At 65.3% G+C, this 25283-nt stretch carries 10 protein-coding genes; all 10 read right to left on the bottom strand.

Annotated elements, in window-relative coordinates; translation table 11 throughout:
- Nucleotides 1–14 precede the first annotated feature (14 nt).
- The 10 genes from NE591_RS02145 to glyS all read right to left on the bottom strand — a co-directional run bounded on the left by NE591_RS02145 (nucleotide 15) and on the right by glyS (nucleotide 25282).
- The gene (locus tag NE591_RS02145; protein ID WP_117285282.1) at nucleotides 15–344 is read right to left on the bottom strand and encodes an AzlD domain-containing protein; all 330 of its coding nucleotides are present in this window, start codon (nucleotides 342–344) and stop codon (nucleotides 15–17) included.
- The gene (locus NE591_RS02140) at nucleotides 341–1129 is read right to left on the bottom strand and encodes an AzlC family ABC transporter permease (protein ID WP_161128070.1); all 789 of its coding nucleotides are present in this window, start codon (nucleotides 1127–1129) and stop codon (nucleotides 341–343) included. Before NE591_RS02140 ends, NE591_RS02145 begins: the two co-directional genes overlap by 4 nt.
- Before the next feature lie 288 nt (nucleotides 1130–1417).
- Nucleotides 1418–13402, bottom strand: coding sequence for an SdrD B-like domain-containing protein (locus NE591_RS02135; RefSeq protein ID WP_256156267.1), 11985 nt, complete (start codon nucleotides 13400–13402; stop codon nucleotides 1418–1420).
- A 217-nt stretch (nucleotides 13403–13619) separates the two neighbouring features.
- A complete protein-coding gene (locus NE591_RS02130) occupies nucleotides 13620–14408 on the bottom strand; it encodes a hypothetical protein (RefSeq protein ID WP_256156266.1) in 789 nt (262 codons plus the stop codon).
- Entirely contained in the window at nucleotides 14401–15162 is a 762-nt protein-coding gene (locus tag NE591_RS02125; protein WP_256156265.1) for a ParA family protein, read from the bottom strand. The genes NE591_RS02130 and NE591_RS02125 overlap by 8 nt, the downstream gene beginning before the upstream one ends.
- Nucleotides 15163–15256: 94 nt before the next feature.
- Nucleotides 15257–16450, bottom strand: a complete 1194-nt coding sequence (mtnA, locus tag NE591_RS02120) for an S-methyl-5-thioribose-1-phosphate isomerase (RefSeq protein ID WP_114540032.1) — start codon at nucleotides 16448–16450, stop codon at nucleotides 15257–15259.
- A 381-nt stretch (nucleotides 16451–16831) separates the two neighbouring features.
- A complete protein-coding gene (gene ppdK / locus NE591_RS02115; protein WP_161128072.1) occupies nucleotides 16832–19549 on the bottom strand; it encodes a pyruvate, phosphate dikinase in 2718 nt (905 codons plus the stop codon).
- An 880-nt stretch (nucleotides 19550–20429) separates the two neighbouring features.
- A complete protein-coding gene (locus NE591_RS02110; RefSeq protein WP_114540030.1) occupies nucleotides 20430–21449 on the bottom strand; it encodes a hypothetical protein in 1020 nt (339 codons plus the stop codon).
- A gap of 834 nt (nucleotides 21450–22283) precedes the next feature.
- The gene (locus NE591_RS02105) at nucleotides 22284–23195 is read right to left on the bottom strand and encodes a pyruvate, water dikinase regulatory protein (protein WP_114540029.1); all 912 of its coding nucleotides are present in this window, start codon (nucleotides 23193–23195) and stop codon (nucleotides 22284–22286) included.
- The gene (gene glyS, locus NE591_RS02100) at nucleotides 23195–25282 is read right to left on the bottom strand and encodes a glycine--tRNA ligase subunit beta (RefSeq protein WP_173112705.1); all 2088 of its coding nucleotides are present in this window, start codon (nucleotides 25280–25282) and stop codon (nucleotides 23195–23197) included. Before glyS ends, NE591_RS02105 begins: the two co-directional genes overlap by 1 nt.
- Nucleotide 25283: the final 1 nt, after the last annotated feature.

The following is a 25283-nucleotide window of genomic DNA, read 5'->3' as shown; positions in this document are numbered from 1 at the left end:
AGGCTGCCCCTCCCCTACACAGCGAAGAAGGCGAGCGCCGCGTAAACGGCCACGCCAGCCACGGCGGTCCACAGAAGCGACTTGGTCTTCACGGCCACGAGCGCCGATGCCACAGCGGCCACGAGCGGGATGGCCGCCGGCCACACGCCCGCGTCGAACATGCCGGGGTTCAGAAGGTCGTTGGCCACAAGCGCCGCGAACGCCGCGGGCGGGATGAAGCCGAGGGCCTGGGCGAGGCGCGGGGGCAGCTCGCGGCCCTTCAGCAGAAACAGCGGGATGACGCGACAGGCCCACATGGCCAGCACGCACCCGATGAGAACGAACCAGAACTGCTCCCAGCTCATCGGCGCTCACCGCCCTCATCAGGCGAGGAGTCCCCACTCGAGGAGGGGCGACCAAGGTCGCCCCCTACGGGATCAGTACCGGGAGCGCTTGCCGTGACGGGACGGCGCGGGAACAGCGCCGAGAACGCCAGGGCGCACACGACACCGGCAACAGCGCCGATGAGAATGGCCGGCCCGGTAAGCCCGAGCGCCTTGCACAGGTACACGCCGAGCATCGCCACAATCATGGCGACGATATTGGCGGAGGTGAACTTCTGGGTGACGAGCAGGCAGATGAAGATGGCCGTCATGGCGAAGGCGGCGATGGGCACGGGGATGTCGACGGCCGCCCCCACCGCGCAGCCCACGATGTTCGAGATCGTCCAGGAGCTTTGGGAGAACAGGTTCACCATGAGCGCCCGATCCACCGACCAGTTGCCCTCGGCGAAGCGCGCCGTGTTCACGCCGTAGGACTCGTCAGTCACCGATGCGGCGAACAGGGCCGCAAGCCAACGGGGGCTTGCAGCGCACTGGGGCGCGAAGGAGGCGGCGTAGAGCATCTGGCGCGTGTTCACGAGGGACACCGACGCCGTGATGGCCGCCACCGAAGAGCCGGCGAGGAACATGTTGGGAATCATGAACTGGCCGGCGCCCGAGTACAGAAGGATGGACAGAAGCGCCACCTGCAAGGGATTCAGCCCGATGGTGTTCCCCAAAATGCCGCAGGGAAGGCCAATGGCCACATAGCCCAGCATGATGGGAACGGCGGCGGAGAACGCCGAAAGTATGTGCTCGCGAGAAAACATGACGCCTATGATAATCGACTCGCAGATTTTTGAAAGACCCTTCCCCCGATTTCACAACCCCTAAATAGCAGGTGGCCCCGCGGGTAATCAGGATTCCGCGGGGCCGTCTGCTTCATCGGAGATGGCATATATGATGTGCCGGCTGCCGCCGCGCGCATAAGCGGCGGCAGCCGGCGGGCTTCGGCAGGTGACTTCGCGGGTAATCAGGGTTCCGCGAAGCAGTCTGCCTACTCGGAAAGGTCTCAGGTGCCGGGGCGGAGGGCGCTCCGTCCGCCCCGGCGGTCTCCCCTACTCCTCAGGGGTCTCTTCTTCCTCCTCGTCGTCATCGTCGCGCCGGCGGGCGGCCACGGCGAGAACGAGGCCGAGGGCCGCGACCAGGGCCAGCCCCACCATCCACGGCAGGAGCTCGTCGCCGGTCTGCGGGAGCTTCACGTAGAACAGGCGGGTGCCCCACGGCGTCGTGAACACGAGGGTGCGCCACGCGTCGGCGTCGCCGGTCATGCCGAGGTCGACCGACCGTCCGTCCTCCGGCACCCAGTTGTAGGGAACCAGCAGGTTGAACTTCTGGCCGTAGGCGTTGGGCGTCGTGCGCACCGTTTGGAACGCGCCGAGCACCGACATGGCCGGCGTGATGCCGACCCGGCCGCCGGCGCCGACCACGGAGTTGGCCGCCTCGCCCCAGTCGGAGTCGTTGTTCTCGTCGGAGCCGACGTTGATGGCCACCCACTCCTTGCCGTCGGGCATGTAGGAGCGCACCCGGTACAGGTAGGGCTTGTCGTTGCCGTCCACCATGGGCAGGCCGTCGAAGCGGTAGGCGCCGTCGACGTCGGTCTCCATGGAGGCCACCTCGGCCCAGCCGTCCTCGGAGCGCACCTTCTGGCCCTCGACGGCCGCGAGGGCCGTGGGGGCGTAGGAGGCGCCGTTGAAGCCGACGGCGTCCACGTCGATGACCATGCGGTCGAGGTAGACCTTCTGCCCGGGCACCGCAACGGCCGTGTCATCCTGCAGGCCGTCGGCCTCCGGGTCGTCGAAGACCACGCCGGCGATGGCCGCGAGCGCGTAGGGCACAAGGCCCGTGTCGTTGTAGTCGGAATCCTCGGACAGCGAGATCACCCACACGGTGCCATTCGGCCCCAGGATGTAGGCGGCGCCGTTGCCCACCAGATCGCGACGGTCGGAAGGCTGGGCCAGTACGATGAGGCCGCCCTGCGGATCGCCCGGCTCGATGAGCTTGGTGTCCTCGTTCAGGTCGGAGTCGGTGGTGGCAGTCCCGCGGTTCATATGGGTGACGCCGTAGCCACGCGGCAGGTCGTCCACCGTCACCTCGAAACCGTAGAGCACCGTGGTCTCCTTGCCGCCCACCATGCGCTTGCCGGCGACGTCCAGGTTGTCGAAGATCCAGTGGCCCTGGCCGTCCGACACGGTAGTCTGGCTGAACGTCTCGTCCAGATGCCAGCCGGTGCCCGTCGCATCGGTGCCGAACCAGTAGCGCTTCAGGCTCACCGGCACGTTCGGGATGCGCACGTTCTCGCCGGCGTCCTGGATGCCGTTGTAGTTGTCGTCCTGCCATACCACACCGGCGATGTGCGCCTGGGCGATGCGGAACAGGCCGTAGCCGTGGGCCAGCGAGCTGAACCAGTTCAGGTCGGACCACTGGTTGTCGCCGACCAGCGACGCCACGCGGGCCTGGTAGGCCTCGTAGAGGCGCTGGCTGCCGGTGTTGTCGTAGTAGGGCAGGTTCGGCTCGCCGGTGGTGACGTTGGTCTCGTTGGTGACGACCTTCTCCACCTCCTTGCCGTTCTCGATCGTCGTCTCCAGGTACAGCAGGTTGCCGGCGGCGTCCTTCTGGTGCTTGCCGAAGATGGCGTCGTGGCGCTGCTGATCCATGTTGTCCAGATCGTCCTGGGTGGCTGTGGCGATCCAGGCGAGCATCTCGGTCACGTAGTCGTCGCTGTAGATGCCGTTGCCGGTGTTGGTGTTGGTATCGGCCCGAGCGTCAACCGCGCTGGCAGCCATGACCCGCGTGGTGAAGGTCTCGACCTCGCCGCCGTCGCCCTCGCTCGGCTGAGTGGTGTCCCCGCCCTCGGGCTTGGTGACGTCGATGACCGGCGTATCGCCCTCGTCGCCGTCGCCGTCGCCCTCGTCCTCGCCGGGCTCGGTCGGCGTCGCCGTGCCGCAGCACTCCATGCCGATATGCTGGCATCCCTCAACCGTGCACAGACCGTTCTCGTCCTTCTCGTGCAGGCACAGGCCGCACTTGTCGCACAGGCCGTCGGCCGCCGTCGTGGCGGTGTCCTCATCCACGTGCTCGCACTCCACGTCCTCGGAACCGCCCGGCTGGGAGGCGTAGGTGGCGTAGGCGCCGGAGGTCGTGGAGGACTCGCTTTCGTCGGCCAAACGCGTCAGCACGATGAGGTCGCCGGCCTTGCGCATGGCCTCGTTCAGGTTGTCCGTGGCCGGCAAGGTGTAGTCGCCGGCATGGCTGGCGGCATCCTCCACGTTCGGCTTCAGGGCCTGGGTCTCGTCGTCGAAGTCGGAGTTGATCCAGTCGTTGACCGTCTTGCCGATATGCTGCAGCGTGGGCGCCCAGACATCCTCGTCCGGGTAGCTCACGATCTCGGCGCGATAGGAGAACAGCACCTTGAAGGCCGCCGAGTCGCTGGAGGCCTGATGGGTGCCGGTGCCGTAGGCCAGGAACTGCCAGTGGCCGTTCTCGTCGGTCCTATCGAAACCGGCGCCGGGCACGTACTCGTAGCCGTTCTGGTCGAAGAACTTCTCGTCGTCGTCGGCAACCGCCAGGGCCTCGTCGGCCGTCAGCGGCAGGTACGGATAGTTCGTGCCCAGACCGTCCTTGGACAGATCGTGGCGACCGGTGAGGTCTTCCAGCATATCCTGGGTGAAGGTCCAGTCGCGGCGCCACGCGCCCTTCTCCTCCTCGGGCGTCTCGGCACCCACGAGGACGGTCAGGTCGCGGTTGGCGTTGGCCCAGGCGCTGTAGATCACGAGCTCCTCGACGCCGGCCGGTTCGGTGGTCTCACCGTCGCCGGCAACGTCGCCCTCGGCCTGGGCCGCCGGCTCTCCGCCCGTGCCGACGTCGCCAGCATCCTCGTCCTCGCCGGGAACGACTTCCATGTAGCTGGTGAGGAACTCGGTGTGGTTGTGGTACAGCACGTTCAGCTTCATCAGGTTCTTCGTGGCGGCCTCGGCGCGCGCCGCGCCCTCGGGCATGGCGGCCACAGACGCGTACAGCTCGTTGATGTAGGCCGTCATGGCGTCGGCCGCGGCCTTCTGCTCCTCGGAGGTCATGGTCTCGCCCTCGTCCAGCTTGAACGGGTCGGCCATGGCAACGATCTCGTCGTACTCCTCGCGGGTGAGTCCGGAGTTCTCGAAGCTGCCGTCGCCGCCGGGGGTCTGGCCGGGCACCTGCTCCCAGTAGCCGATGCCGGTCTCGTCGTACCAGTAGCGCACGAGCCGCACGACGGCGCCCTCGATGCGCTCCTCTTCCTCGTCCATGAGGCCGTCGGAGTTCACATCGTTCCACACGTTGCCGTCGATGAGCACCGGCAGCTGCTTGGTGAGGCCGGCGTCGAAGGCGCGCTTGTAGTACATGCGGTTGGCCAGGTCGTAGTTGGTCTTCAGGTAGCGGACCGCGTACGCGCTCGACAGGATGCCGCCGGTGAGGTCGGCGTCGTCGGCGATCTTCTCGGCCACGACGGCGTACACCTCGTTGACCTTCTCGTTCTCGGCGTTGACGTTGTCGGTCAGCGAGGACTCGAAGGAGGTGAGGTCGGAGTTGTCGCCGGTGCTGGCGCCCTCCACATGGAAGCGGCTGGCCACGTACTCGCCGGAGTCGTCCACCACCTTGATGGCGTAGCCGGTCAGGTACGGGGTGGCCGACGTGAAGGCCGGATCGCTGGTGGCGAGCTCGGTCTGGCGCGCCTCATAGGCGGCCATCATGTCGGCATCGGCCTTGATGGCTTCCACCTGGCTGGCGGACAGCGAGACGATCTCGGAGGCCGAGAGCTGGCGGATCATGCCGACCGACACGGGGCGCTTCTGCAGGGCCACCAGGTCGGAGGTGGAAAGCGCCGTGCCGTTGGCGTTGGCCACGCCGTAGGGCTGGAACACCTTGTCGATGTCCTCGCCCGGAGCGGCCGGATGGTCGACCTCGCTGCTCACGAGCACGTAGCCCGGCAGGTTGTCGAAGTCATAGACACCCTCGGCGTCGGTGTAGGTCCACAGCTGGTGATCCTCGATAATGAGGCCGCCGCAGACATCGCAGCGCCCGTCGGGGCCTTCCGTGCCGGCCTCGTCGTTGTGCTTGGCGTCCACATGGGCCGCCGTGCTCGTCTGCTTGCCGCAGATCTTGCAAACAGAGGTATGGGTGTTGTCGAAGTTGTCCTTCCACTCAAGCTCGGTGTGCTTGCACACATCGGCGCCGCAGCCGTCGCACATGCCGTTGCCGTTGGCGTCGGCATGGGGCTCCTCGCCCAGCACCTCGTTGCAGTCGGCGCAGGTGACGGTGTGGACGTCGGCATCCTTGTAGGTGTAGGTGCGGTCGTGCAGGTGCAGGCAGTCGCCGCAGCCGTCGCAGCGGCCGTCGCCATCGCCGTCGGAGCAGGCCTCGTTGGTCGCCGAGGCGGTGCATCCCTCGGCGTCGCACGTCCAGTCGTGGGTGCCGTTCTTGTTGCCCGTATAGGTCTTGTTCTCGTGGGTGCAGGTCTCCTCACCCGGGTCGGTCACCTCGGTGCTCTCGCCGTCGGCGAAGCCCTCGGTCTCCTCGGTGGCGGCCAGTGCCATCCGCGCCAGCGAGAAGCTGCGCATGGCCGGCTCGGCCACGATGCGGATGCCCGCATCCTCGCCGGTACCCGGCTCCACGGGGCTCGGGTTCTCGGGATCGGTCGTCTCGCCCGGGTTCTCCGGGTCGGTCGGGTTCGGATTCTCCGGCTCGACCGGGGTCTCGGGCACCTCGACGTCCTCGCCGTCCTTGTACTGGCGGCCGCCGTTGAGGTTGGTGTTCTCCACCCAGTAGCCGGAGTCCTTCAGCTCGCGCACGCCGGCCTTGTACAGGGCGTCGTAGTCGTAGGTGCGGCCGGAGCGAACCAGGTACACCTTGTCGTCGGCGCCGGACACCACGTTGCCGCCGCGCGACTCCACCAGATGCAGCTGGCCGTCCGGGTAGTCGTCGTTGGCCCGGTCGCGGTCGAGGAAGAAGACGTTGTTGTCCTCGTCTTCCAGCAGCTGGTTGCCGTGGTTGTCGTAGGTGGGCACGAAGTAGTACTGGGTCAGGATGACGCGCAGGCCCTCGACGCCCTGCTCGGTCTTGTCGCGGTCGTCGGTGTCGATGCGGTCGTCGGAAGTGTCGGAATCGTTCTTGCCGTCGTAGTCCTCGTCGTACCACGCCTGGCCCACCAGGCTCGAGCGGTCGGGCGGCACGAAGCCGGCGTTCATGGCGTTCTGGTTCTGGCCGATGGCGAAGTCGTAATCGAAGGTGCCGGTCACCGTCTCCGTCGTCGGACGGCCGTTGGCGTCGACAGCCTCGTGCTTCTCGGACCAGCCGTAGGCGGTGCGCTGGTTCGCCCAGCTGGCGCCATCGACCAAGCCGGCCAGCACGATGCGCCAGGCGGCGTTGTTCTTCGAGATCTCGCCCTCGACGGTCTCGCACTCCTTGATGGTGCACGATCCATCGGAGTGCGTCGCATCGGCGGTCTGGATGTTCTGCTCGTCCAGGAACACCGGGTAGTTGTTGGTCTCGTAGCGGCTCCACACCTCGGCCATGCCGTCGGTGTTGGTGTCCTCGTGCTGCTCCTCGGCCGTCACCATGGGCTGGACGCGGGAGTTCACCACGTCGTGGGCGGTCGTCTCGGCCTCGAAGGTGGTCACAAGCAGCGAGGACATGCCGTCGGCGGCTTTCTCGCCGTTCACTTCCACCGTATAGGAGGCAAGCGCGTACTCGTACTTCTTCGCCGTCGAGTTCCAGGTGCGCACGGCCGTGGGCAGCTGATCGAACAGGTAGTAGCCGGACACGTCGTGCAGCTCGGTCGTACCGTCCTTGGCGAGCGCCTTCAGGTTCTCGTTGTCACCGGTCAGCACGGCCACCTTGCCGCCGCCCAGGTAGGTGGAGTTCGGCACCGTGAAGGTGAGGCGCTCGGCCGGGGAGGCGTCCACCATCTGGCCCGCCTCGTTGCGCACCTTGTAGGTGCCAGAGGTCGGGTTCAGCGTGTCGGTCTTCGCCTCGGTCACGCCGTCGGCCACCTTCTCGGCCATGACGTTGCCGTCGTTGCCGAAGTGCGGGTTGAGCTTCCAGGTTCCGTCGGCGCCGAGCACGTACTGCTTCAGGATGACCTGCTTGTCGTTGTAGCCGTACTCGAGGTAGTCGGCCTCGGTCTTGGTGCCGTCCTTCTCGGTGGTCACGCGCGTCTCGGTGTTGTAGTTGTACAGGCCGTCGTAGTCGGCGTCCTCCCAGACGTAGCCGTCGATGGCGTAGGCGGGAGGCTTAATGAGGCCGCCGTCGTTGTGGTCGCGGCTCGCGCCCATCATGAGGTCGTAGGCCACGAGCGTCTTGCCGCCGACGGTGGCGGTCATCGGGTCCTTCACTTGCACCTTGCCGTCGGCATCCAGCACCGGGTTTCCGTTCTCGTCCAGCACCAGATTCGGCGTCTGGTCGTCGTTGTTCGACGCCGGCGCGTAGACGATGTTCGACTCGTGGGACACCAAGCCATCGGGCGTGGTGCCGTCGTCGGCCACCGTCTCCAGAAGGATGATGTACTCGTCGGGCTCCACCAGCTTGTTGTCGCCGGCAAGGTCGGAGTTCTCGCGATAGCCGGCGCCGGTCAGGTGGTACTTCGCGCGGAAGAGCTCGTTTTCGGTGACGCGCGGATCGCTCACGCGCACCTTGTAGCCGTAGGCCACCCACGTGTCGGTGCCGTTCACGTTGCGCAGGCCCGCCGTCTCGAGATTGTCGAAGCGGTAGGTGCCCGAGCGGTACAGATCGGGCGTGCCGGTCAGCGCGCCGTCGATGTCCTCGCCGAGCTCGGTGGGCTTCGTCTTGTCGGTATCGCGCTCGATGAGCACACGATCGGTCGTGGTCACGGCTGCAGACGCCGTGTTGCCGGCAGCCCACTTCGTGGTGTCGGGCACCCAGTTCGCGCCATCGAAGTAGTAGCGCTCGAGCGTGACCTCGTAGCCGTCGAGAGCCTCTTCCTCCTCGACGACGTTGCCGTTCTCGTCGAAGGTCACGTCCTGGATGCCGTTGTTGTTCTCATCGTTCCACAGCACGCCGGAGATGGACTGCAGGGTGGGGTGCACCATGCCCATGTCGCCGCCCTGGACAACCTTGGGCAGCGGCACCTTATGCTCCCACGCGCCGCCGTTGCCGTCGGGAATGGAATCCACCACGACCGTTTCCATGTCCACCGTGAGCCAGTCGTAGGCCGCCACGCCGTACAGCGGCGCGTCCGGACGAACCAGCTGCTCGGTGCTCACGCGGGCAAAGTCGCTCGCGTGAGCAAGCTTTGTCTTATTCTCTCCCTCGGTCACGCCCTCGCTGGCCACCACGATGCGTCCGCCGTGCTCCTCTCCGTCCACATCGCCCACCGAGGTGCGCGTGCCAGCGATCTCAAGGCCGCCCTCGGCCGCAATGACGGTGCGGTCGGTAACGGTGCGGCCCAGGCGCACGGTCTTGCCGTCGCCCTCGTATTTTGCGAAGTTCACCACGCCGAAGCGGTCGGTAGAGGCCACGTCGGACTCCACCTCATCGGCCTTGCCGGCGTGGTAGCGGGTGAGCATCCAGCTGGTGCCGTTGGCCTCGACGTCGGAGCCGTCGTGGGCCAGGCCGTCCACTTCCACCTCGTAGCTGGCCAGCGAATAGGTATCGCCGTACATCGGGGCCGAGCCGGCCGGGTAGTCGGTGGCCTTATCGGCGTTCACCAGCGTGGTGCCGGCATCCGCGGCGTCCGCCTTGCCGACGTAGCGCGGCGCGAGCTCGATCTCCTTGTGAACCTCGTCGCCGCAGCCCACCCAGCTGGTGGGCAGGTTGTAGAAGGCGTAGGTGCCCGGATCCAGGTCGTCTACCACATTGCCCAGGTAGTCGAGGCCCAGAGGACCGGTAGTCACCGTGCGGTCGCCGTCGCCGTTGATGACATACTGGACTTTCCCGTCGCGTACTGTTTCGGTCTTAGTCGGATTGTAGGTGACCACGCGCTCCCAATCGGGATTCTCGGCGGTGCCGTTGTTCTTCCAGGTGACATCGCCGCCAAAGGCGCGGGTGCGCACCCAGAAGCCCAGGGAACCCTCGTCGCCGCGAGCCGCGCGCACATCGCCCGCCGCGCCCTGCTCGGCGCGGTCGTACAGCAGCTGCCACGCGAGCTCGAGCGTCGCGTCGGTGGACTTGTCGATGGTCTTCATGGCCTCGATGGGATCCATCTTGTCGATGCCCAGCTTCTCAAGATCCTCCTTGGTCAGCAGGTTGTAGACCAGATGGGCATGGCGCAACGCGAAGCTCTTCCACAGGTCGTGGGTCACGTAGTGCCACTGGGTCAGCGCCACGGTGCGACCGGGCAGGCCGTTCTCGAAGGCAGGCTGGTAGATGCCGTCGTAGGAGCGCTCGCGCTCGGCGCGGTCGAGCACCGGGTTGCTGGCGGCCCACTGGTCGCTGTAGGAGTCGTCCCACACCACATCGGTGACGGAGGTCTCGGGAATCTTTATGAAGCCGCCGTCGCCGCCCTGCTGCACCTGAACGTTCTCATCGGTGTCGTAGGTGACGCCCTTGTACTTCTTCCGGGTCCTACTGTTGGTGGAGCTTTCCACCGCCTCGTGGGCTACGATGACCATGCCGTCGGCGCGGCCGGCCGGCACGCGGTTCTTGAAGGCCGCGTTCGTGTCGGTATCGCCCATCGCCGGCACGGAGTCCTGCATATCGATGAAGCGGTTCACCAGGCCGAAGGCCTTGGTGGTGCTGTCGAGGGCGTCCAGGCCCTCGGAGGTGTAGTAGCGGAAGGCATCGGACTCGGTGCGCATGCCCTCGGCGTCACCCGCCGCCACCACGTCGTCCAGGTCGCCCGCGACGTGCGGACGGGTCAGGGTGTAGCCGGCGATGGCCTCGTTAGGCACCTGCTGGTAGAGGTCGGCCGGGTTGGTGTCGGCCACGGCTACGGTGTAGCCGCACAGATACTCGCGGTCGCTCGCCTCGCCCAGCTTCTGGGCATCGGGCTTCTTGAAGCTCGTGGGCACAAGGTCGGTGCGGTACTGGCCCAGCTCCAGATCCTCCTCAGGGTCGGTGCCGTAGGAGGTGGTGAAGGGATAGTACGGGTCGAGCACACGGTTGCCGTCCTCGTCGAGGCTGTAGGTGCGCTTCCACGTGCCGTCCGGGCCGCCGGTCTTGTCCGTGTCGTCCAGGTAGTACTTGGTCAGGCGGATGCGCACGCCGCCGATGCCGCGCTCGCCCTCGGAGACGAGGTTGCCGTCCTTATCGTAGACATCCTCCTGGCGGATGCCGTCGTAGTTGGCATCCTCCCAGATGTAGCCCTCAATGGGAGCGGAGGGCGGCACGATGTAGCCGCCGTTCATGCGGGTCTCGTTCTTGCCGAAGGCCAGATCGAACGAGGCCAGCGGCGCGTCGCCGTTCTTTTCGGCGGAGTTCACCACATACGGCGTGCTGCCCGTGCGGGCGCCCTTGGCATCGGCGGTGGTGGAGCCGGCCAGCACGATGACGGAGTCCATGGTATGGATGTCGCCGTTGGAGCTGAACTTCTGGCTGCGGACGAGCGGGAAGGTCTCGGGGCCGTAGCGGTAGGCAAACGACGAGGTGCCGCGCACGTTGGCCTTGCCCTTGGAGCTCCACTGATCAACCAGGTAGTTCGGGGCAGCAAGTTTGTTCTTCACCGGGTAGTCGGAGGTCTGCACCTCGTAGTTGCCCGGCTTGAAGTCGGCGTTGCCGCGGATGGCCACGGTGTAGCCGGCCAGGTACTCCTTGCCGTTGGTGAACACGCGCACGGGCAGGTCGTCGAACTGGTAGTAGCTGTCCGCTTCCTTGCCGGTAACGCTCTTGTTGCGGGTGGTCACCGTCTTGTAGTAGAAGGGCGCCTTGGTCGTCTCGGTCGGGCTCCAGTCGCGATCGTTGCCGTACTCCGTGAACGCGCCCTGGGGCACCGGGAACCAGTGGTCGGCCGGGGCGTCCGCCTCGGGGTTCGCGTTGCCGCCGTTGGTGCGGTCGGGATCGTAGTACCACTGGCGCAGGTACAGCCTCGTCGGGCGATCGGGCACCGGCTGCTTCTCGGGGTTCTTCAGCTCGATGGTCATGCCAGTGTTGACCATATCCTCGTAAGTGCCGGGAATAAGGTTGTAGATGCCGTCCTTGTAGTCGTTGTCCTTCCACACGTAGCCGCCGATGGCGCGGTAGGCCGGAGCGATCTCGCCCACGTCGCCGGCCACCTCGGTCACTACCGGATGCGTCCACTGGTAGGTGGCCGCATCGGCGGTGTCCATGGCGTTGGATACCGGGATGTCGGCGAAGCTGGCCTGGATGCCATCAGTCTTGCCGTTGTTCACCTCGGCCAGGATGACCTGGCCGTCGTTGGCGCGCACCGAGCCGTCTGCCGCGTAGCGGTGCTGGATGGGCCAGCTCTGGTACAGGGCCTTGATGGCGCCATCGGTGATGTCGAGCTCATCGGCGTTGCCGGCCACGCCCGCCTTGGTGCCGGGCACGTCGGAGTCGACGGCGAGCCCTTTGGCGGTCGCGTCAGCGTCGGCGAAGCTTACGGGTTGATGCGGCGTGGTGATGTGCCAGGGGTCCCGCTCGCCCTTCACGTAGCCGCTCTTCAGGTAGTTCTTGGGGGCCGCCAGCTCCACGCGGTAGGCGGCAAGGAAGTACTCGTCGATGCCGCTGTTGGCGTCGAGCACCACCACGGCCGTGGGCAGGTTGTCGAAGACGTACTCGCCGTCGACCACGTCCACCAGCTTGTAGCCGGCGGCCTCCTTCGCGTCGGCCACGACCTTCTGGGCACCTCCGGCCGCATAGGTCTTCACGGCCACCACGCCCATCTTGTTGCGGGCATCGGCACGGTTCTCGCCGTTGCTCACAACCGGGATGCAGACGACCTTGCCCTGGTCGGTGATGTCGGTCGGATCCTTGACGATGGTGGCCTTGGTGGTCACCCAGTCGGAACCGAAGCCGATGTTCTGCACCCAGGCACCCACGGCAGACGCCTTGGCCGTATCGTCGGTGGACTTGGTGCCGTCAGCGGCGACCCATTCCACGAGACCAGCGTCATCGCCGGTCTTGATCTGGGCGAAGGCCGCGGCGCCCTTGGGCACGTAGTGCCACTGGGTGGCAAGCACCGTTTCGCCGACAAGCCCTTGCTCGTCATCGGCGCGGACGCCATCGGGAGCCGTGTTGTCGTCGGATTCGGTGTCGTCCCACACGATGCCGGTGATCTGGGAGGTAGGCGCCTTGAAGAGACCCGTGTTCACGTGCTCGCGCTTGAACACCTGGTTGGCCACGTCGTAGGCCACGCCTTCCATAGAGAAGGTGTAGGGGGTGTTGGCGGCCGGCGTGGAGGAGTTGGCGGTCACGATGAAGCCAGTCTTCTCGGCCAGGCCCTTGCCGTCCTGCTCCACAGGCTTGCCATCGGCGCCGGTGATGGCGCCGTTCTTGTCGGTAGCGGCGAACTGCGGGTAGCTCGTCACGATGGCCGTGTCGTAGCCGTCCACCATGGCCGAGCGGTGGATGTCGCGCTTGGCATCCGAGTCGGCGTTGGTGGCCCACACCGGCGAGGAGCTCTTGTCGCCGTTGTGGAACACCGTGAGCACGTGGCCCTCGGGCAGGTTCGGCTCGGTCAGGCGGTAGGACGCCATGGCCAGGGTGTCGTCGGTAGCCGCGGCATCGCCGGCCGCCACCGGGTTGCCGTTGGTGTCGAACTGCACGTAGGGCAGAAGCCCGGCGGTGTTGTCGTCGTTGAAGGCGAAGGCGCCATCGGCGTCGGTCTTCATGGTGTAGAAGCCGGTATACCCGGTGACCACGGTGGCCGTGGTGCCGGAGGCCTCGTCGGTCACGGTCTTGGTGACCTTGTCGCCGAAGGCCGGGTTCTTGATCCAGGCGCCCACGACCGCGTTCGCGTCGTCGCGCACCAGCTCGATCTCGTAGTACTCCTCGCCGGTGAACGTCTTGGCGGGACGCAGCTCGGTGCCCTTGTTGTTCACAACGTTGGCGGCGGTGAAAGTCACCTTGCTGTAGGTGCGCTTCGCCTCGCCTTCGCCCTCGGTCACCTCGGCCACGGTACCCGTGCCCTCAAGGTAGAACCACTGGGCGAGCTCAACGTCCTGGCCCTTGTTAGGTAACAGAGGAGAAACTTCGGAAAAATTTTTTCGTCGAGGAGATTTCCGTGCAAAAAACCCGACCAACGGACTCAGCATTCGAATCCGTTGGTCGGGTGCTTCAACCTTGGCGCAAACGAAGCGATCCGCCCCTCTTTTCAATCGAGGGCGAGCGGTTTTACTTCATGAGCTTTTTGATGAGCGCCTCGTAGGCCGCGACTGCCGCCTGAAGGTCGGACTTGTGGCTCTCCCAGTACTCGTCAAGGGCCTGGCGCATAACCTCGGCTCGCGTGATCTTCATGACCGACGCCAAAAGGTCGGCGTGTTCTCTCTGCTCGGCCGTCATGGGCACCCGCACCTGGGCGGTCATACGTCCGCTCGTCCCCTCTCCGGCTTGGACCGGCGGCTCGGCCTCAACGCTTTTCTTGCGCGGCTTGCGCGTACGGGCAGCGGCCCTAGACGCGCCGGCGGCCCGGGAAGGCGCGTCCGCATCCTCCACCGCAGCAGCCGCCGCATCGGCGGTCTCAGTTGTCCCCGCCGCACCGGCGATTTCGGCCGTCCCCGCCGCACCGGCGACCTCGACCATCCCCGCCGTATCGGCGGCCTCGACCATCCCCGCCGCATCGGCGGCCTCGGCCGTCCCCGCCGCGTCAGATGCCGCTAGCACCGAGGCGATGCCGTAGGAGACCGATGGGATTGCCTCGCACCGAGGCTCTTCCGTATAGTCCTCGGCGAAAAAATCGGGCATCGCGGCGGCCTGGGTCACATCAAGGGAGGCGCTTCTCACCTCATGGGTTCGCGACCGTCTCGGCGCCGCCTTCGCGCCGTCCTTCTCGGACGATCTCGCCGAGCTGCCCGAAGGGGAGATCCCCCTCTCGGGCGCCGCCAGATCCTCCTGGGCGGCGCCGATGTAGGCGGCTGCCGCGCGCGCCGCATCCATCTGGGCGCGCAGATCCTTCTTAGCCATTGATGTCCTCCAGCAGCTCCTCGATGAAGAACCGGTAGTCGTAGGCCACCTTCGCCGAGGGGGCGTACGCGAAAAGTGACTGTTTCACCGCTTGGGACTCCTTGATGACGGTGGCCTCGCGAATCCAGGCGCGGAACACCTTGGTATCGAGTTCGGCCGCCATCGCCTCGGCGTCCTCACGGATGATCTTCGATATGGGCGTGCGCGGGTTGTAGCGCATCAGCAGGATGCCGGCTATCTTGAGATCGGGATTGGTGTACTCGCGGATGGCCTGGATGGTGGCCGCCAAATCGGTGACGCCGTCCAGGGAATAGGCATCGGCCTGAGCGGGTATGACTACCCAGGAGGCCGCCGTGAGCACGTTCACCGTGAGCGTGTCGAGCGCCGGCGGCGTGTCGAGGATCGCGAAGTCATAGCGATCGGAGACGGCCTCCAGCGCCTTGCGCAAGCGGTAGTCCTTCCCCACCGAGGGCATGAGGTCGTCGGCCTTCCCGTTCAGGCGGCTGGCCGGCACGGCATCGTAGCCATCGATGGTCTGCGCCGCAGCGGCCACGCCCGCCTCGCCCGTGAGCACGTCAAGCGACGACAGAACGCCGCCTGTCTGAGCCTTCAGCGTGGTGGAGAGGTTCATCTGGGGGTCGAGGTCGATATAGAGCACCCGCGCCCCGTCTTCGACCAGCTTCGCCCCGATGGCCAAGTTGGTCGTCGCCTTCGCAACGCCGCCCTTTTGAGAGGCGGCCGCCAGTGTGATCATAGCCTTCCCTTACTGCCGCGACGAGGCCTCGCCCCACTGCGCCGTTCTCTATGGGACGTACTATTACATATAATGTTATGTTGTCTATAGGGTTCTAGAGTTCAAGGGGCTTCCAAATCCCATCTTCGGTAATGATGGCCGTGACGAGGGCGTAGGGCGTCACATCGAAAGCCGGGTTGCGCACCGTAACGCCGAAGAGGGGTTCGGCGAGCACCTCGGACGAATCGCGCTCCTCAATGGAGATGTCGTCGCCTGTCTTCGTTATGCAATCGATGGTGCTTCTTGGGGCAGCCACATAAAACGGAATTTGGAAATGACGAGCCATGATCGCCAGCCCCAAGGTGCCCACCTTGTTGGCCGTATCCCCGTTGGCGGCGATGCGGTCGGCCCCGACGATCACGGCATCCACCTTCCCCTCGGCCATAAGCGACGCCGCCATATCGTCGCACTGCAGCGTCACCGGCACCCCAGCGCGCGCCAACTCCCACGCCGTCAGGCGCGCCCCCTGGTTCACCGGGCGCGTCTCGTCGGCATAGACGCGGTTGATAAGCCCTTCTTGCGCAGCCGCATAAACAACGCCGAGCGCCGTGCCGTAGAAAGCCGTCGCCAAGCTGCCCGCGTTGCAGTGCGTGAGGATGTTGAGACCCTGCCGCCGAACAGGTGCGGCCACACGCGAAGAGCCGTCGATGCCATGGGAGGCCTCCGGGGCGTCTCCCCTCCCGTCCCGTTTATCCGCAATCTCGCGCAGCAGCATGGCCCCATGGGCGCCGATACGGCGGTTCACCGCCTCGTCCTCGGCAATGAGGGCCCCTGCGAGCCCGTAGAGCGCCTCGGCCGCCTCTGCGGCCGTCTTGCCGGCGCTGCGGGCCTCCTGGGCCGCCTCCACGGCCCTGCGCACGCCCCAGGACAAGTTGACCGCCGTCGGCCGCGCCCCGGTGATCACGCGGGCAGCCTCTTCCAAGCGACGGTCGAAATCGGCACGAGCGCCCTCCCTCCCGAAACCGCCACCTGCCTCCGGATCGCCTTGCCTCACGAGGTTGGCGGCGCTCTCGTCCGCCGCGCACTCGAAGGCGGCCAGCATCACCGCCGCCGCCCCCGCCACGCCGATAGCCGGCGCGCCGCGAACGGCCAGCGTCTTCACGGCATCCACGACCTCGCGCCAGTCCGCGGTGCGCACAAGAGCCAGATCATCTGGCAGAAGCCGCTGGTCCACGAACCCCACCACGGGCCCTCCCTCGCTCTTCTCAACCCAGATCGTCCGCGGCAGGTTCCCCAAATCAAGATTCATGTCATATCTTTCATATTAGCACTTTCGTGCATGATACTATTGTGCTATATTAATCGTGGCAGGTGGTGTGGTCGCCTCTTCTTCGGAAGGAGCTACCATGGTTTCTTTGCAAGAGCTATTCGCGTTCTGCTTAATAGTAATTGAGCTCATACGCTTGACGGTAGACCTTTTGAGTCGAAGAAAAGAGTAGAAGAGCCGTCCCACCAGCAGCGGAACGGCCCCTCTTCACGTAATGTGACAATGAGAGGCGGCCGTCCTACCCAAGGTGTCCACCTGCCATTTCAGTTGCGATTATAGCGCCCTCGTTCGCGCTGTCAAGCAAAAGAGGACCGCCCCGTCGTGCGGAGCGGCCCTCGGGACTCAAGCTTGTTCAGCAGACGCCTAGCGCTGCTTGATGGCTGCCTGGGCAGCGGCCAGACGGGCCACCGGCACGCGATAGGGCGAGCAGCTCACGTAGTCCAGACCGATGCGGTTGAACGTGTGGATGCTCTCCGGGTCGCCGCCGTGCTCGCCGCAGACGCCGCAGACGAGATCGGGGTTGCCCTCATGCCCCAGCGCCACACCCATTTCCACGAGCTTCGCCACACCGGCGTCAATCGTGGCGAAGGGGTTGTACGGCAGCAGGTGCTCGTTGAGGTACTGCGGGACGAACTCGCCCTCCACGTCGTCGCGGCTGAAGCCGAAGGTGGTCTGGGTGAGGTCGTTGGTGCCGAAGGAGAAGAAGTCGGCCTCGGTGGCGATCTCGTTGGCGGTGACGGCCGCGCGCGGCAGCTCGATCATCGTGCCAACGGGGATATCCAGCTCGACGCCCTCCGCAGCGGACACGTCAGCGATGACGGCCTCGGCCACGCCGCGCAGCTTCGCGAGCTCGGGCAGCACGGACACGAGCGGGATCATGATCTCGGGCTTCGGCGAGAAGCCTTCCTTCTGTAGACGAGCGCAGGCCGTGGCGATGGCGCGCACCTGCATCTCGGGGAGGATGGGATACACAATGCCCAGACGGCAGCCGCGCATGCCGAGCATCGGGTTCTGCTCCGCGAAGCCGTCGATCTTCTCGAGCAGGTCGCGCTTCTCGGCGATGGCGTCGGGGGCGGCGCCGGTCGCCTCCATCTTGGCGATCTCAACAGCCAGCTCGCGCGGGCTCTCCAAAAACTCGTGCAGCGGCGGGTCGAGCAGGCGCACGATCACCGGCAGGCCGTCCATGGCCTTGAACATGCCGTAGAAGTCGCCCACCTGGGCCTCGAACAGATCGGCGACGGCCTTCTCGCGGATGAGCTCGTCGTCGTTCAGAATGAAGGTCTGGATGATCTGCTTGCGATCGCCCAGGAACATGTGCTCGGTGCGGCAAAGGCCGATGCCCTCGGCGCCGAAGTCGCGGGAGAGCTGGGCGTCCTCGGGGTTGTCGGCGTTGGCGCGCACGCCCAGGGTGCGAACCTCGTCGGCCCACTCCAGGATGGTGTCCAAGTCGCCGGTGAGCTCGGGCATGACCAGATCCACCGCGCCCAAGACCACGATGCCCGTGGTGCCGTCAATGGAGATCATGTCGCCCTCGCGGATGACCAGATCAGTGCCGGCGATGGCGGCCTCCTTCTTGGCCGCGTCGATCTTCAGCGCTTCCACGCCGCACACGCACGGCGCACCCATGCCGCGGGCGATGACGGCTGCATGGCTGGTCTTGCCGCCATGGGAGGTGAGGATGCCCTCGGCGGCGATCATGCCGGCGAGGTCGTCGGGGTTGGTCTCCCAGCGCACGAGCACGCACTTACGGCCGGCCTCGGCGGCGGCCACGGCGTCGGCGGCGGAGAAGACGGCCTCGCCCACCGCGGCGCCCGGGGAGGCGTTCAGGCCGCGGGCCACCACGTCGTAGGTGGCGTTCTTGTCGAACTGCGGGTGCAGCAGCTGGTCGAGCTGGTCGGGGGCCACGCGCATGATGGCCTCTTCCTTGGTGATGAGGCCTTCCTTCTCCATCTCGATGGCGATGCGCAGGGCGGCCGCTGCGGTGCGCTTGCCGGCGCGCGTCTGCAGCATCCACAGCTTGCCCTGCTCGATGGTGAACTCGATGTCGCACATATCGCGGAAGTGGTTCTCCAGCACGTCGAAGATCTCCTCGAGCTGGGCGCCGGCCTCTTCCAAGCCCTCGACGGTCTTCAGATCGGCGATGGGGCTCGTGTTGCGGATGCCGGCCACGACGTCCTCGCCCTGGGCGTTCACCAGGTAGTCGCCGTAGAACTCGCGCTCGCCGTTGGCGGGGTTGCGGGTGAAGGCCACGCCCGTGGCGGATGTGTCGCCCTTGTTGCCGAACACCATGGACTGCACGTTGACGGCGGTGCCCAGATCGTCGGCGATCTTCTCCTTCTGGCGGTAGAGGACCGCGCGCGGGTTGTTCCAAGAACCGAAGACGGCCTCGATGGCCAGCTGCAGCTGCACCATGGGATCCTGCGGGAAGGCAACGGCGCCATCGACGACGAGCGACGGATAGGCCTCGCCGTCGACGTTCTCAGCGAAGATGGCCTTGAACTCGTCGACGAGCTCCTGCAGGTCCTCGGCAGTCAGATCGGTGTCGGAAGCGACGCCGCGGTCGTTCTTCATGGCGACGATGGCGTTCTCGAACAGATCGCCGTCGAGACCCATCACGACGTTGGAGAACATCTGGATGAAGCGGCGGTAGGAGTCCCAAGCGAAGCGCGGGTTGTCGGTCTGCTTGATGAGGCCGTTGATGGACTCATCGTTAAGGCCGAGGTTCAGCACGGTGTCCATCATGCCGGGCATGGAGAAGGGGGCGCCGGAGCGAACGGACACGAGCAGCGGGTCCTCGGCGTCGCCGAGGCGCTTGCCCATGCGCTCCTCCAGGTCGGCGCGGTACTCGGCGATGGTGTCGAGCGCGCCTTCCGGCCACACGTTGCCGGCGTTGGCGTACTCCATGCAGGTTTGGCACGTGATGGTGAATCCGGGAGGCACCGGCAGCCCGATGTTGGCCATCTCGGCGAGGTTCGCGCCCTTGCCGCCGAGCACCCACTTCATCTCGGTGTTGCCCTCGGTCACATTGTTCCCGTTGGCGTCCTTGCCGAAGGCGTAGACGCGCTTCACTGCTTCTGTCACCTTACTTCTCCTTAAAGCTTAAGCGACGCCCCTTGTGCGCGCCGCGATTGCCTTACCCGCGCTTTTACACCCGCTGCATCCGCTACCGCCCCGCCGCCCTCTCGGGCGCGTCGAGCGCAAGTGGCGGCGTGCGCGCGCATTGGCGCGGTTGCCTTTCCCGCCATGCCAGCCGAGCCGGACAAGGCGCCCCGCTTCGTTCCGAGCTTAGCCGCAGGCACATCGCGGGCATCCCCGAGCATCGTGGATATCCCGAACGTCGCGAACATCCCCGAGTCGCGGGCATCCCTGTTGCCTGAGCACCGAAACGAAACAAGTTGGCTTCAATTATAAGGGATAATCTCGCCTATTTCGCGATTCCCCTCCCCCATCAGGCCGCAGTACCCCAAAATCTCACAAGCGGTCGTTTGCAACCCCAACTCTCCCCGCTCATCTGCCGATGGTGCATCATTCGCCCGAGACAATGGCGCTCAAGAAACGCAGCAGGAAAAACACTCTGGACAACGAGCACAGCGGCACACGACAGTCTGAACAGTCTAGGAAATAGACACAGTGGCATACAGCCGCATTTCGATGCAAGCCCTCCACGGCCAGAAAATCGGCGTTAACTGCATCACGGGCCAAAAAAGTGGCGCTGACTGCATTTTGGCAAGCCATCTTCGTGGGTTTTGGCCAAAAAGCATTCCTCAGCTGCAAAAGCGACGCGCAAATCGCATCTCCGTCCTCTACCACAAGCCCGTGACCTGGCCTTTTGATAACCCTTCTTTTCCCAGCTGAAGACAGTGGTCAATTTTCCCGTCTTAACTGCCAGTTCGCAATGCTTTTTTGTCCAGAAAGTACCCGAGCAACGCTAGCGATCAGAGCCCGTGGCTGGGCACCCCCGCTAAAACACCTCTACGTGCAGCGCGCTTGACCGACAGCAAGACCGCTGCGCCGCAACCCACCCCTCGTCGAGATAATCGTCCATGGACCATCTCAGCTGATAGAGTCGTTTTTGCCTTAATGCGAAGTTCTTGCAGCGCAAGCGTAATCGCGTGCCTCGTCTTGCGTGCGCCTCCTGGGCGACGTGGCGCATAGCCGAAGCGCTGGCCAACTGCGAAGTTGTAACGGTGATTACCTTCAGGCCGTCACTTTCCAGCGCCATGCGCTTTGTCGCGTCAAGCGTCGCCTGGCGCGCCGTAAGATGCTCGGCATTCGAATCGAATTCAATGTCGAGCTTGCAGTCCGGCAAATACAGGTCTGGAACCAAGCTCTCCCGTCCAGCAAGCGCTTTTGCCCGCTTCGACGGCTTAATGCGCCTGTTCATCACCGACCCGCTCAATCCGAAACCGCCCAACCGTGCTGGGAGTCCGAGCACAAGTCGCATGAACACTTCAGGCGGCGATGCTGCCTCGGCACAGACAAACCGCAGAGCCTCCCGTGCACGTGCAAGGCCATCGTGACCTGGGCATCGCTCGAGATAGGCGCCGATGCGTCGAGGGCTTGTCAACGGGGTTCGTCCCATAAGCCCCGACGGCACCGAGGGATCGAGGCCGAAAGTCCCGCACAGAAAGCATCCCGCTTGAATCAGCGGGAGAAGATCGAGGCTCTGGGCCAGCTGAAGAAAGCATAATTCGGGACACGAAACAATAACGCCATGATCGATGCGCAAAAAGGATCCCGATCGATAGGGATACGACGAGCCATGCAGATGCACATCATCGAGGGTGCAGCGCTCCCACTTAGGAACCAAGCAATGCACGGGGCGCGTAAGGTAAGGCATTCGCTCACGCACATAGTCCAGGGTAGCCTGCGTAGGGTAGCAGGATTTATCAAGGACGCTGGGGGGCGCCACCGCAGAAGGCGCATCGCCCGCAACGAGATAGTAGGCGAATGCCGACTCGCCGTAGAGAGCAACGCGCATGAACCTCCCCTTCCGATCGTTTGAACAACCGCCTCTCGCTTCGTTTCGCCTCCGCAGCGCGCAGCTTGAGCGATCCGACGCAACGGGCGAGAGGAAAGTGTTCCGCGTACTCTATGCCAGAAGCAGGCAATTGACTAGGGGTGCATTTTGCCGTCATCCCCGGCGCCAGTCGGGACTCCATCGGGAATGAAACGAGACATTGCGTTGAAGTTTTCAAAGCACGAGGTCACATGAGGGGAGTTATCAACAACCACGCAAGCCGATCGTCGTGCCGTTCCCAAAACGCAAAATACTTCAGGAACAAATTTCTCGTTGCTCTTCTTCGGCGAGCACCCACTGCACAAGATCCGCACATTCACGGCATTCCACGCAATTGCTCTGAAAGATATCTGGATCCGCAGCGGGGTGCGCTCGACGAAGCTTGCGGCGGGGCGCGAGCAGCAAGGCGCGCAGGGCTCGACGAGACACAAGAGGAGCGTGCCCGGCAACACATGCAGCAGAGCGCGACCGACAAATCAGGATCCTCTGGCGCGCCTCATGAATTCTTTTGGCCAAAAATGCCACGCTAGCTGGCAGCTATCGCCCTTATTTTGCCCACTAATTTGTTTTTCCGAAAAGAGCTCTATAGCAGACTAAAGTTTTCCCTGTTCAGGAGCGCGCAGTTAGTACTCCGATTGAGCCCAGCGTGAAGCTGATGCAGCCAGCGGCTCCTTTTTGGCCAGAACCTGCCCTCAAAGCCTCCGCAAAAGCAGTTTCCGCCACTTTTTTGACCAGCATTGGGAACAAAGTCGAGCAAGGCGGGGCGCGGGCGCGGGCAAGGCGGCGTAGCGGGGGCTAGTCGATGATGTCGGTATTGGAGGGGTGGCTGCGCTCGTAGTAGCGGAGGATCTCCTGGGCGGTCTCCTCGACGGCGCGGCCCTCGGTGTGCACGACGATGCAGCCGAGCCGGCGCATGAGGGCGCGACTGGCCTCCAGGTCGCGGTAGATGTACTCCGGATCGGCGTAGTTCTTCGCGAGCATGGCGAACTGGCCGCCGCCGGCCTTCCCCGCCGCCTTCTTGATGCGCTTGCGCCGGATGTCCAGCAGCACCTCCGGCGTGATCATGAGGCCGAACAGGCGCGTGCGATCGACATCGTAGATTTGCGAGGGCGGCTCGGTGGTAGGATCCAGCGGCACATTGGCGACGCGCAGCCCCTGTTGGGCCAGGTAGATGGAAAGTGGCGTCTTGGAAGAGCGCGAGACCCCCAAAAGCACGATGTCGGCCTTCGTGAGGTCCTCGGGATTCTGGCCGTCGTCGTGGGCGATGGTGAACTCCAGGGCGCCGATGCGCTTGAAGTAGTTGTGATCCACCACGCGCAGCATACCGGGCTTGCCCACCGGCTCCATGCCGCTCATCTCGGAGACGGCGGCAACGGCGGCGGTGAGCACGTCGACGGCCACAATGTTGGGATGCTCGGCCAAAAAGCCCTGCAACGGTTCGCGAATGTCGGCGTTGACCAGCGTGTACATGACGAGCATGCGGTCGTCGCCGAGCACCTCCTCGTGATGCCGCGCATGTTCCAAAAGGTAGCCGCGCACCTCCTCGAAGCTCTTCACCTTCGAGAAGATCTCCAGATGCGGGCTCGTGACGCCGAACTGGGCCGCGGCGGCGCGCGCCACCACCTGGGCCGTCTCGCCGATGGAATCGGAGATGATGTGGATGGTGGGCACGCGAGCCGCGCGCTCAGCCGGCGTCTTGTTATGCATTATTTCTTCGCCATCTGGGAGAAGTCGGCCACGTGGGCGAAGACGTTGGCGAAGCGGTTCAAGAGCTTCAGGCGGTTCGCGCGAACCTCCGGATCCTCGTCCATGACCATGGTGGTGTCGAAGAACTCGTCCACCGGCGCGCGCAGGGCCGCCAGGGCCACAAGCGCGTCGGCGTAGCGGTCGTCGGCGAGAGCGGCGGCCACGTTGCCCTCGGCGGTGGCCACGGCCTCGGCGAGCGCCGTTTCCACCTCGGTGAGCTCGGCCTTCTTGTAGCCGGTGCCCAGACCGATCTCGCGCAGGTTGTTCGCGCGGGCAAAAGCGGTGGCCAAGTCGTCGAAGACCTGCGGGTTCTCGGTGCGGGCGGCCTCCAGGGCGCGGGCGCGGCGAGCGAGCACGATCGGCTCCTCGATGCCGCAGGCGAGCACGGCGTCGATGGTGTCGGCCTTCACGCCGACATCGCGCAGGGCCACCTTCTCGCGAGTGACGAAGAAGTCGATGATCTCGCGGCGCACCTCGGCGTTGTCGAACTGAAGCCCGGCCTCGCGGTAGATGATGAGCGAGCCGTCGATGGTCTCCACCAGGCTGATCGGCAGGCCCGTCTCCTCCAGGATGGCCAGCACGCCCAGGGCGGCGCGGCGCAGGGCGAAGGGATCGGAGGAGCCGGTGGGCGCCTGACCCACGGCGAACAGGCCGCAGATGGTGTCGATCTTGTCGGAGAGCGCCACCACCTGGCCGATGATGTCGGTGGGGATGGCGTCGCCGGAGAAGCGCGGGCGATAGTGCTCGGCGATGGCGCGGGCCACGCGAGGCGCCTCGCCGGCGGCGGTGGCGTAGTAGCTGCCCATGATGCCCTGGACGCTCGTGAACTCGATGACGGCGCTCGTCACCAGGTCGGCCTTGGCCAGGTAGGCCGATCGCGCGATATCGCGCATCTCGGCGGCCTCAATGCCGGCGGCCGACGTGATGCGGGCCGACAGCTTCACCACGCGAGCGGTCTTGTCGCGCATGGTGCCCAGCGCCTCTTGGAAGACCACTTCATCGAGGCGATCGACGTAGGCATCCAGCGGCATCTTCAGATCCTCGTCGTAGAAGAACTTCGCGTCGTAGAGGCGGGCGGCCACCACGCGCTCGTTGCCGTCGACGATGGTGTCCTCGTGGGCCGGGTCGCCGTTGGAGACGATGATGAACTTGTTGGTGAGTTTGCCATCGGCGTCGTACAGCGGGAAGTAGCGCTGGTGCATGAGCATGGCGTCGACGATGATCTCCTCGGGAACCTTCAGGAACTCCTCGTCGAAGGTGCCCACCATGGGGGTGGGGTACTCGGAGAGGTTGATGACCTCGGTGAGCGTTTTGGCCGGCAAATCGGCGGTGAAGCCGGTAGCCGCCTCGATGGCCGCCACGCCCTTGCGGATGACCGCCTCGCGGGCCTCTTGGGTGGGCACGACGAAGGCGCCCTCCACCACGGACACGAGGTCGTCGGCCGAGGCCACGGTGTGCGGGCCGGGGGCCAGGAAGCGATGGCCGCGCGTCTCGCGATCGGCCACGAGCCCCGCGTACTCCACGGGAATCACCGTATCGCCCAGAAGCGCCACCAGCCAGCGCACCGGGCGCGAGAACATCTCGGTCGTGGTGCCCCAGCGGCAGGACTTCGGCCAGGAGATGCCGTCGATGACGCCGCGCAGCACCTCGGGCAGCAGGGCCGCCACATCCTGGGAGGGAACCTGGCGCACGGCGTAGACGTACTCGGTGCCGTTCTCGTCGCGGCGCTCAAGCGCGTCCACGTCGAGCCCCTTGCCGCGGGCGAAGCCGATGGCGGCCTTGGTGGGGTTGCCCGCCTCGTCGAAGGCGATCTTGGCGGCGGGCCCGCGGAAGACCTCTTCCAGGGCCTCGGTTCGGGCGGCCACGTCGGCCACGATGGCGATGAGGCGGCGCGGGCTCGTGTAGATGGCCACCTCCCCATGGGGGATGCGCACGGCATCCAGGGCGGCGGGTACGAGCTCAGCGAGCTGCTCGGTGGCGCGCTTCAAATCGAAGGCGGGGATCTCCTCGGTGCCGATCTCGAAGGCGAGGGTAGCGGTATCGGACATC

The organism is Adlercreutzia sp. DFI.6.23, from assembly GCF_024462535.1.
GTDB classification, from domain to species: domain Bacteria; phylum Actinomycetota; class Coriobacteriia; order Coriobacteriales; family Eggerthellaceae; genus Adlercreutzia; species Adlercreutzia rubneri.
The sequence above is the reverse complement of the archived record's forward strand: the minus strand, read 5'-3'. Positions and strand labels throughout refer to the sequence as shown.

What these genes read in the sequence shown, in the direction of transcription:
- NE591_RS02145 (WP_117285282.1), bottom strand. Translation starts at nt 344, where the DNA reads ATGAGCTGGGAGCAGTTCTGGTTCGTTCTCATCGGGTGCGTGCTGGCC.
- NE591_RS02140 (WP_161128070.1), bottom strand. Translation starts at nt 1,129, where the DNA reads ATGTTTTCTCGCGAGCACATACTTTCGGCGTTCTCCGCCGCCGTTCCC.
- NE591_RS02130 (WP_256156266.1), bottom strand. Translation starts at nt 14,408, where the DNA reads ATGGCTAAGAAGGATCTGCGCGCCCAGATGGATGCGGCGCGCGCGGCA.
- NE591_RS02125 (WP_256156265.1), bottom strand. Translation starts at nt 15,162, where the DNA reads ATGATCACACTGGCGGCCGCCTCTCAAAAGGGCGGCGTTGCGAAGGCG.
- mtnA (WP_114540032.1), bottom strand. Translation starts at nt 16,450, where the DNA reads ATGAATCTTGATTTGGGGAACCTGCCGCGGACGATCTGGGTTGAGAAG.
- NE591_RS02110 (WP_114540030.1), bottom strand. Translation starts at nt 21,449, where the DNA reads ATGCGCGTTGCTCTCTACGGCGAGTCGGCATTCGCCTACTATCTCGTT.
- NE591_RS02105 (WP_114540029.1), bottom strand. Translation starts at nt 23,195, where the DNA reads ATGCATAACAAGACGCCGGCTGAGCGCGCGGCTCGCGTGCCCACCATC.
- glyS (WP_173112705.1), bottom strand. Translation starts at nt 25,282, where the DNA reads ATGTCCGATACCGCTACCCTCGCCTTCGAGATCGGCACCGAGGAGATC.